Source organism: uncultured Thermomonas sp. (genome assembly GCF_937872235.1).
Classification (GTDB): Bacteria; Pseudomonadota; Gammaproteobacteria; order Xanthomonadales; family Xanthomonadaceae; genus Thermomonas; species Thermomonas beijingensis.
In genome coordinates, this window is the sequence record NZ_CALMPC010000109.1 from 1 (window position 1) to 6,632 (window position 6,632).

4 protein-coding genes are annotated in these 6,632 nt (G+C 68.0%); 1 reads left to right on the top strand and 3 read right to left on the bottom strand.

Annotation, left to right across the window (positions count from 1 at the left end; translation table 11 throughout):
• The 3 genes from QWB57_RS09970 to QWB57_RS09980 all read right to left on the bottom strand — a co-directional run.
• Window positions 1–233: UvrD-helicase domain-containing protein (locus QWB57_RS09970; protein ID WP_288969376.1), on the bottom strand; the 233-nt coding region annotated here is incomplete at its 3' end.
• Window positions 230–3,988, bottom strand: coding sequence for an exodeoxyribonuclease V subunit gamma (gene recC, locus QWB57_RS09975; protein WP_288969377.1), 3,759 nt, complete (start codon window positions 3,986–3,988; stop codon window positions 230–232). The genes recC and QWB57_RS09970, both read right to left, overlap by 4 nt.
• A 120-nt stretch (window positions 3,989–4,108) precedes the next feature.
• Window positions 4,109–5,581: an NAD(P)H-hydrate dehydratase gene (locus tag QWB57_RS09980; protein WP_288969379.1), complete on the bottom strand. Its 1,473-nt coding sequence runs from the start codon at window positions 5,579–5,581 to the stop codon at window positions 4,109–4,111.
• 47 nt (window positions 5,582–5,628) lie between these two features.
• Between QWB57_RS09980 and queG the strand changes: the two genes are divergently transcribed.
• The coding region (queG, locus tag QWB57_RS09985) for a tRNA epoxyqueuosine(34) reductase QueG (RefSeq protein ID WP_288969380.1) at window positions 5,629–6,632 on the top strand (1,004 nt) is incomplete at its 3' end.

Sequence of the window (6,632 nt, forward strand, 5' to 3'; positions counted from 1 at the left end):
GCCTCGGCCAGCGCCCACAGCAGCTTGCCGCGCAGGCGCTCGCCCAGTTCGGCGGCGGCGGCATTGGTGAAGGTGCTGACCACGATCTGGCGCGGCGAGAGCTGCCGCTCCAGCAGCAGCCGCAGGTAGAGCACGGCAATCGTCCAGGTCTTGCCGGTGCCGGCACTGGCCTCCACCAAGCTGCGGCCGCCGTCCTGCAAGGGCAAGGTGGTCCAATCCATGGGCTGGCTCATGCGGCTTCCTCGCTGGCGTTTGCAGGGCTGGCGTCACCGTCACCCAACAGGATCAGGCCGTGGATGGCCTGCGCGTCCTGCAGCAGCGCGTGCAGGGCGCGACTGTCCGGGTCGGTGTCGGGATCGCCGAAGATCAGGTCGCCTTCCAGCAACTGCGCATAGCCAGGGGCGTAGTCGCGCTCGCCGACGCCTTGGCCGGACTCACTCACCCACTTGCCGCGCACCGCCTTGGCGATCGCGGCCTCACGCGACTGCTGCGCCGCTGCTTCCGCTGAAGGCTCGTCTGCGCAGTCGGCGTCCTTCTCCGCCTCGGCCTCGCCCTGTTTGCCCTTGGCTTTTTTCGGCACGCCTTGCTGTGCCTGCAAGGCGGCCCACCCGGACTTCGGATGGAACCAGGAGGTGCCCTCGCGGCCCATCCGCATCAGCTCGATCAAGGCGCGCAGGCGCCGGCGCAGGTCGGCTTCCATGGCCGCACGCTTCGCAGTGTCGGCGCCGCAGTATCTCGCATCCCAGTCATTCGCCTGCATGGCAAGATCCGGCTCGCCGGCCGCCAGCATGGTCAGGCGCACCGGCGCAGGCGTGTCGGTGCTTGCGTGCTGCAGGCGCAGCAGCGCCCACTGCAGAAAAGCGGGGACGCGCTCCTTGAAGCCGAGATCCTGCGGGGCCTTGAGGTGCTTCTTGTCATCCTTTTTCGGATTGGGGAACGCAAACACCACCTGCAGCCCGTCCGCCGCTCCTGCAAGCGGGAACACATTGCGCAGCAACCCGGTCATGCGCCGCGGCACACCGTCTCCGGCACCGTCGTCGCCGGGCAGCAACAAGGCCACGTCCACCCGCACCGCCTGCCCGCCGTGCTGGCCACGCGGATCGAAACGGCCGCAGGCATCCGCCTGGCTCCACAAGGCGTCCACCGCGTCGGCCTCCTTCGCCCAGGCCGCATCGCCGGCCGCGCCCAGCGGAAGCAACCCGCCCAACCCCACCCACGCCGGCGGCTGGCGGTCCCAGGCCCACGCGGGATCACCGCATTTGCGCGGCAGCACCTGCTGCAGGAACACCGTGCGCGCCACCGCGTGGATCCTTGAAATCGCATCCATCGGCTCGTCTTCCGCCAGCCGCACGTCGTCGTCCAGCGCATCCAGCGACAGCTGCAGATGCTCCTTCAACAGCGCCTTGGCCGGGTCCTTGAAGAAGCCTTCCAGCGTGGCCAGCGGCAGCGGCTCCGGCAGCGGTTCCGGCGCGGGGAGATTGCCGTCGCGCAGGCGCGGCAGCGTTCCCCTGCCCGCCCCGCGCATGCCCGCGAATGCCGGCGAGAACGAAAACAGCGCCGGATGCGTGCCGTCGAAGTAGCGGCCGTCGAACGGTTGCAGCGGATGTCGCACCAGCCACGGCCGCGGCGCCTTGTCGTCATCGGGCGCGTTGCCACAGGCACGGTCGAGTTCGGCCAGCAGCTCGGCCAGCGGCGCGGCCGGGTTGCGGTGCTTGCCGTCGCGCGCGCCCTGGCCGATGTACGACAGGTGCAGCCGCTTGCGCGCGGACATCACGGTTTCCAGGAACAGGTAGCGGTCGTCGCCGGGCACGTCGCGGTCGCCGAGGCGGCGCAGGCGCGCCATCAGGTCGATGCCGCCATCGGATGGCCGGCGCGGAAACGCGCCTTCGTCCAGCCCCAACACGCAGACCATGGCGAACGGGATCGCGCGCTGCGGCACCATGCCGCAGAAGGTGATGCCGCCCATCAGGAAGCGTTGGCGCTCCGGCGCGGCGGCCAGCGCGTCCTGCAGCAGCTCACACACCACCGGCATGCGCAGCGCGGGGTCCTCGCCGTTGCGCGCCGGTTCCGCGGCGAGCTGGGCGATCGCGCGATGCACCACCGACAGCGCGGCGCGGGCGTCGGCATCGGTGCGGTCGATGCGCAGCAGCGCGTCCACGCGCTCGCGCAGCACCGTCGCCCACCGGCTTGCCGGCTGTTCGATCGGGGCCAGGTCGCGCCACGCCTGCAGCTCGCACAGCAGCCGGTCCAGACTGCCCAGCGCCGCCGCGGACGGGCCTTCGATGCCGGCCAGTGGCAGCAGTGCGGTGCCATCGGGCAGCGTGACCGGCTGCGGATCGATCCCGCCCGGCACGTCGGCCATCAGGTAGCCGGCCAGCAGCCGGTCCATCGCCCAGGCGAAGCTGTGCTCGGCGCGCGCCGGCAGCGACAGTGCCTGCTTGTGCGCAGCGTCCAGCGCCCAGGCCACGCGGCTGTTGCGCAGCCATTCGACCAGGATATCGGCATCGCCCGCATCCAGTCCCAAGGCGGCGCGCACCTCCGCCACGCCCAGCAGGTCCACCACCTCGGGCGCGGTGATGCGCGATGCGCCCAGCCCCAGCAGGGTGTCGAACACGGCAAACAGCGGATGACTGCGGGCGACGGGCACGTCGGCGAGGTGGTAGGGCAACAGCCGCTCGCGCGCGGAGCCCGGCTCACCGAACACCGCCGGGATCAACGGCAGGTAGGCCTGGATGTCGGGCGCCATCACCGCGATATCGCCGGGACGCACCCCCGCTTTATCGATGGCATCCAGCAGCGCATCGCGCAGCACTTCGAGCTCGCGCTGGCGGGTGTGGCAGGCGTGGATGCGCAGGCTGGGATCGGCCGTGGCATTGGCGGCGACCGCATCCTCCTGCAGCAACTCCGGCTGCAAGCGGCGGATGCTGTCCTGCAGGCGCGCCAGTCGATCGGGCGGCGTGCCGGCGCCGTCGTCCTGCCAATGGCGGATGTCCTCGCGCAGCTCATCGTCCACCAGGGCGGCGAAGAAGTGCTGGCCCAGGCGTCCCCAGCGCGCCAGCAGCGGGTGGCCCTGCTCGCGCCAGTCGAGCGCATCGGGATCGTCGAAGCGCGCCTGTTCGTCATCGCGGAAGGCTTGCCAACCGGACGCATCGGGCTTGCGCCAGCCGCCCTGCCCCGTCGCCCTGTGCAGGCCGCCCCAGTACTCGCGGCAGGGATCGGGCACGTACAGGAATACCGGCGCACGGCGCGCATAGGCCCGCAGCACCGACAGTTCCGCCGGCGGCAGGTGCGACAGACCCACCACGTGCAGCGGCGCGCGCGGCGCGGGATCCGCCTGCAGTGCCGAGACCAGCGCATCGACCAAGCGGCCGCGATGCTCACCCAGCGCTGTGACGACCGCCTGCCAGAGCGGCGCGAGGCAGGCCGATTCCAGTGCCCTCAACGCCGCATCGCCATGCTTGGCGGTGGCGAAGGCGTGCTTGCCCGCCTCCCAGGCCTGCAGCCAGTCGCTGCGATACACCAGGTACTGCGAGAACACCCGCGCCAGCCGGTCGGCCAGTTGGAAGCGGCGCAGAGCGCGCTCATCGGCGCTGGCCGAAGCGTCCAGGTAGGACAGCACGCGTGGGTCGGTGACGCCATGCGCGGACGGATCGCCCAGCATCGCGTGCAGGGTCCAGCGCAGATGCCCACGGCGGTAATTCGGCAGGGCCACCGCGCGTGCGTCCAGTAGATCGGCCGAAAGCCGGTCCAGCCAAGTGCTGGGCAATTGCACATCCAGATTGGCAACGATGCGGCCTGCGCCCACCTGCCGTGCCAGTGCGCCGGCCAGCCATTGCTTCATGCCGGGATGCGCGGCGATCACCGTCTGCGGGGCCAGCGGGTGCACCGGCCGCGTTTGCGCCAATAGGGATTCCAGTGGTTCCAGCAACGCCTCCAGCCGGCTGGCGCGCAGCAGGATCAGGCCCGCATCGTGTTCAGCAGTATTCAACCGTCGGCCCTCGGATCTGAAACGCCATTTGAGCACAGCGGCATCTCATCGGCTGCGACGCAACATGAGTTGAGAGCGATTCCTCGAATCCATAGAGGGAGGCGGCGTGAATCAGCGACATTACCGTCGCACTGGATTGGCCAATCTGCGCAGCCAAGGCAGCAAATCACTGGGCAACAAGCCGCGCTCGCCATCGTCCAATGCGGCCGCATCGCCGGCGGCGGCATGCAGCAGTGCGCCGATGGTGGCCGCCGCTGGTGCTGCAAAACCTTGCCCGCGCAAGGCTGCAATCACGCCGGTCAACACATCGCCCATGCCGCCCACGCCCATGCCGGGATTACCGGCGCCAATCACCGCCGGCACGCTGCCCGCCGCTTGCACCAGGCTGCCCGCACCTTTCAGTACCACGCTGCTGCCGAACTTGTCCTGCAAGGCAGTGGCTGCCGCAAAGCGATCGGCTTGAATATCCGTCGTGGTGGTTGCCAACAAGCGTGCGGCTTCGCCTGGATGCGGGGTGATGATGTCGTCCTCGCCCAGTGTCGTGGCAGATGCGGCCAGCAGATTGAGCGCATCGGCATCCAGCACCCGCGGCGTGAGCGCGTGCAGCACAGCGGCCAGCATCGCCCGGCCCCACTCGCCCTGGCCCAAACCGGGGCCAATGGCAATCACATCGGCACGTGCCAACAATGGCAGCAACTCGGCACTGCTTTCCACCGCATGCGCCATCACTTCCGGGCAGCGCGCCAATAGCGCTGGCACATGCATGGCACGCGTCGCCACACTGACCAAACCGGCCCCCGTGCGCAACGCGGCTTGCGCGGCCAAGACAATCGCACCACCACTGCCATGTTCGCCGCCGATGCACAGCACATGGCCATTGCGTCCTTTGTGGCCATTGCGCGGCCGCAGCGGCAAACACTCGTGCAAGGCATCGGCACGAAACGCCAGCGCCGACGGTGCAATGCCCGTCCACAATGCCTCGGGCAAGTCCAATCCCGCCAACTCCAATTTCCCGCAATGATCCAAGGCCATGCCGGTGCGCAAGCCACGGTGCCGGGCGAGGAATTGCACCGTCACATCGGCCAGGATGGCCATGCCAACCGCATGCCCGTTGCGCGCATCGATGCCACTGGGCACATCCAGTGACAACACCTTGGCGGGATGCGCATTGATCGCGTCGATATGTGCCGCAGTGACCGCATCCAACGGACGCGACAGGCCAATGCCGAACAGTGCATCGACAATCACATCGCAATCACCCAATGCAGGGCCAAACGCGCCACCCGCTTCGACATACTCCGCGCATGCCCGCTGTGCCAATGGGGTTGCAGGTGGCGCGAGCTGCACCACACGTACCGTACGCCCCGCAGTGTGCGCATGCCGCGCCAGCACATAGCCATCGCCACCGTTATTGCCCGGCCCGCACACCACCACAATCCGCAGTGCCTGCGGCCAATGCTTGAGCAGGCAGCGCCAACCGGCCTGCCCGGCACGCGCCATCAATGCAAAGGCATCGCCATCAAAATAATGCGCGCCGCGTGCTTCCATTTCGCGCAGTGCCGCAGGATCAAACAGTGGATACGGGCTATGCATCGAAGGACTCCGGGGTGGCAACGCGGCGCAGACCTATAATTTGCGCCATGTCCACACCCGACTACAACGCACTGGCGCAGCGTATCCGCAAACTTGCCCATGCGGCTGGCTTCCAGCGTGTGGGAATTTCCGGCATCGAACTGGGTGAAGACGAAGCACATCTGCTGGATTGGTTGCAGCAAGGCTTGTACGGCTCGATGGAATGGATGGCCCGCCACGGCACGCTGCGTGCGCGGCCTGCCGAATTGCTGCCCGGCACCTTGCGGGTGATTTCGGTGGGCCTGGATTACGGCAAGGACCCCGACGCCGCATGGGCCAACCTGCGCGCGCACGAACGCGCCTACGTGGCGCGCTACGCGCTGGGCCGCGACTACCACAAGCTGATGCGCAACCGCCTGCAAAAATTGGCGGAGGTCGTGCAGGCGGAAATCGGCCCATTCGGCCACCGTGCCTTCACCGATTCTGCGCCCGTATTGGAGCGCGCGTTGGCGCGCAATGCCGGGCTGGGCTGGATTGGCAAACACACCTGCTTGATCGACAAACACGGTGGCAGCTGGTTTTTTCTGGGTGAATTGTTTGTCGATATTCCTCTGCCCATCGACCCGCCCGCCAGCGCGCATTGCGGCAGCTGCACGCGCTGTATCGATGTTTGCCCCACCGGCGCGATCACCGCGCCTTATCGGCTGGATGCGCGCCGCTGCATTTCTTATCTCACCATCGAACATGAAGGCAGCATCGACGAAGCGTTGCGCCCACTGATAGGCAACCGTATCTACGGCTGCGATGACTGTCAGTTGGTCTGTCCGTGGAACAAATTCGCCAAACGCAGCGACGAGCCGGACTTCCGCGTCCGCAATGACCTCGACAACGCCAGCCTGGTGGACCTGTTTGCCTGGGAAGAAGACGAATTCCTGCGCCGCAGCGAAGGCAGCGCCATCCGCCGCAGCGGGCATGAACGCTGGCTGCGCAATATCGCCATCGCGCTGGGCAACGCCCCCACCACACCCGCAGTGCTGGCGGCACTTCACTCCCGCCGCGACCACCCCTCGCC